This is a genomic window from Phaeovulum sp. W22_SRMD_FR3 (genome assembly GCF_052113705.1).
Classification (GTDB): Bacteria; Pseudomonadota; Alphaproteobacteria; order Rhodobacterales; family Rhodobacteraceae; genus JBGQOG01.
In genome coordinates, this window is the sequence record NZ_JBGQOG010000046.1 from 1 (window position 1) to 1,731 (window position 1,731).

The window sequence follows — 1,731 nt, forward strand, 5'->3', positions numbered from 1 at the left end:
GGCATGGAGCCGGGCGAAGAGATCACCGCCGAGATCGACCCCGGCAAGACGCTGGAGATCCGGCTGCAGGCGGTGGGTGAGACCGATGAGACCGGCGAGGCCAAGGTGTTCTTTGAGCTGAACGGCCAGCCGCGGGTGATCCGGGTGGCAAACCGCGCGGTGAAAGCCGCGACGGCGGCCCGGCCGAAGGCGATGGAGGGCAATGCCAACCACATCGGCGCGCCGATGCCGGGCTCGGTGGCCTCCGTCGGCGTGGTGATCGGTCAGCGCGTGGCGGCGGGCGATCTCATGCTGACCATTGAGGCGATGAAGATGGAAACCGGCATTCATGCCGACCGCGACGCCATCGTGCGCGCCGTGCATGTGCAGCCGGGCCAGCAGATCGACGCCAAGGATCTTCTCGTCGAACTCGGCGACTGAGATCACGGCGGATTGACAGGAAACGGGGGCGTGCCGATGCTCGGCGCGCCCTTCTTCATTTTGTCGCGGACCATATGCCGATGATGCGCCTCTTCGCCGTCCTGCTGTCCGGCCTGTTTCTGGGCACAGCCTTGCCCTTGCGCGCCGACTTCACCACCGCCATTGCGGGAAATGACCCGCGGATGCAAAAGGCCATTCACACGGCGCGGCAAAGCCTGCCCGGGATGCTGGCCACGCATCTGCCCGCGGGGTCCGTTTCGGCGCCTGATTTCACGCTGAAGATCAGCCTGCCGGTCAGCAGTGACAGCGCGCAATTGCTGGGCGTCACCGATGAGGCGATATGGGTCGAGGAGATTGCGCAGAAGGGCAATGCCTTTACCGCGCGGCTGGCCAATGAACCCGATTTCATGTCGGGCCTGTATCTGGGCGACCCGGTGTCTTTCACCCGGGATCAGATCATCGACTGGTCGCTCCAGGCGTCGGATGGCCTGCTCTATGGCAATTTCACCACCCGCGCGCTGCTCTCACATCGGACGCCGGAAGAGGCAGCGGTCCTGCGGCAGATGTTGTCGGCAAACCCGATACCGGACTGAGCCAGCACACGCGCCCCCAGCCGCCGGACGGCGGCCCGGCATAGCAAGACCTTGCCTTAGGACATTGCCTTGCGCGCGCGGTCCGGGCAGTCTGAAGCGGCAGCGACCCGGAGGATTGTCATGCCCCTGCCCCATGTTGTGCCCCTTTACGCTGGTCTGTTGGCGCTGGCCTATGTCTGGCTGGCGCTGCGGGTGGTGCGCCTGCGCCGAAACCGCGGCGTTTCTCTGGGAGACGGCACCGACAGCGATCTGCTGGTCCATATCCGCATCCACGGCAATTTCGCCGAATATGTCCCGATCAGCCTGATCCTGCTCTTGATGGCCGAGCTGCAGGGCGCGCCCGTCTGGCTCTTGCACGGGCTCTGCGTGATGCTGCTGGCGGGGCGGCTTTTGCACATGCAGGGGCTGGCACGGGGCAAGCGCGGCCTGCGGCTGCGCGCGGCGGGGATGGTGCTGACCTTTGCCGTTCTCAGCCTCACCGGGATCGGGCTGATGGGCCATTCGCTCCTGTAAAGAGTTCCGCGTGAAATAAAACAATTTCATATAGTTACGCCAAGTCTTCAAAAATAATTCGGGCCAGCTGCATTTTCCCCTTGCAGCGCGGGCTGCGGGTTTGTAAATCCCCGTTCACCGAAGGCGACGCGGCAACGCGGAACTGACGGGATGGAGTGCGGGCGTAGCTCAGGGGTAGAGCATAACCTTGCCAAGGTTAGGGTCG

Annotated in this window: 3 protein-coding genes; all 3 read left to right on the top strand. The window is 64.2% G+C overall.

Annotation, left to right across the window (positions count from 1 at the left end):
- The coding region (locus ACEN2S_RS22965) for a biotin/lipoyl-containing protein (RefSeq protein ID WP_441870953.1) at nucleotides 1–420 on the top strand (420 nt) is incomplete at its 5' end.
- 80 nt (nucleotides 421–500) lie between these two features.
- A complete protein-coding gene (locus tag ACEN2S_RS22970) occupies nucleotides 501–1,013 on the top strand; it encodes a DUF2314 domain-containing protein (RefSeq protein ID WP_441870956.1) in 513 nt (170 codons plus the stop codon).
- Between the two features lie 120 nt (nucleotides 1,014–1,133).
- The gene (locus tag ACEN2S_RS22975; RefSeq protein ID WP_441870959.1) at nucleotides 1,134–1,526 is read left to right on the top strand and encodes an MAPEG family protein; all 393 of its coding nucleotides are present in this window, start codon (nucleotides 1,134–1,136) and stop codon (nucleotides 1,524–1,526) included.
- Nucleotides 1,527–1,731 lie beyond the last annotated feature (205 nt).

Bases quoted from the DNA above. Each gene is read 5' to 3' on its own strand.
- ACEN2S_RS22970 (WP_441870956.1), top strand. From the start codon at position 501: ATGATGCGCCTCTTCGCCGTCCTGCTGTCCGGCCTGTTTCTGGGCACA.
- ACEN2S_RS22975 (WP_441870959.1), top strand. From the start codon at position 1,134: ATGCCCCTGCCCCATGTTGTGCCCCTTTACGCTGGTCTGTTGGCGCTG.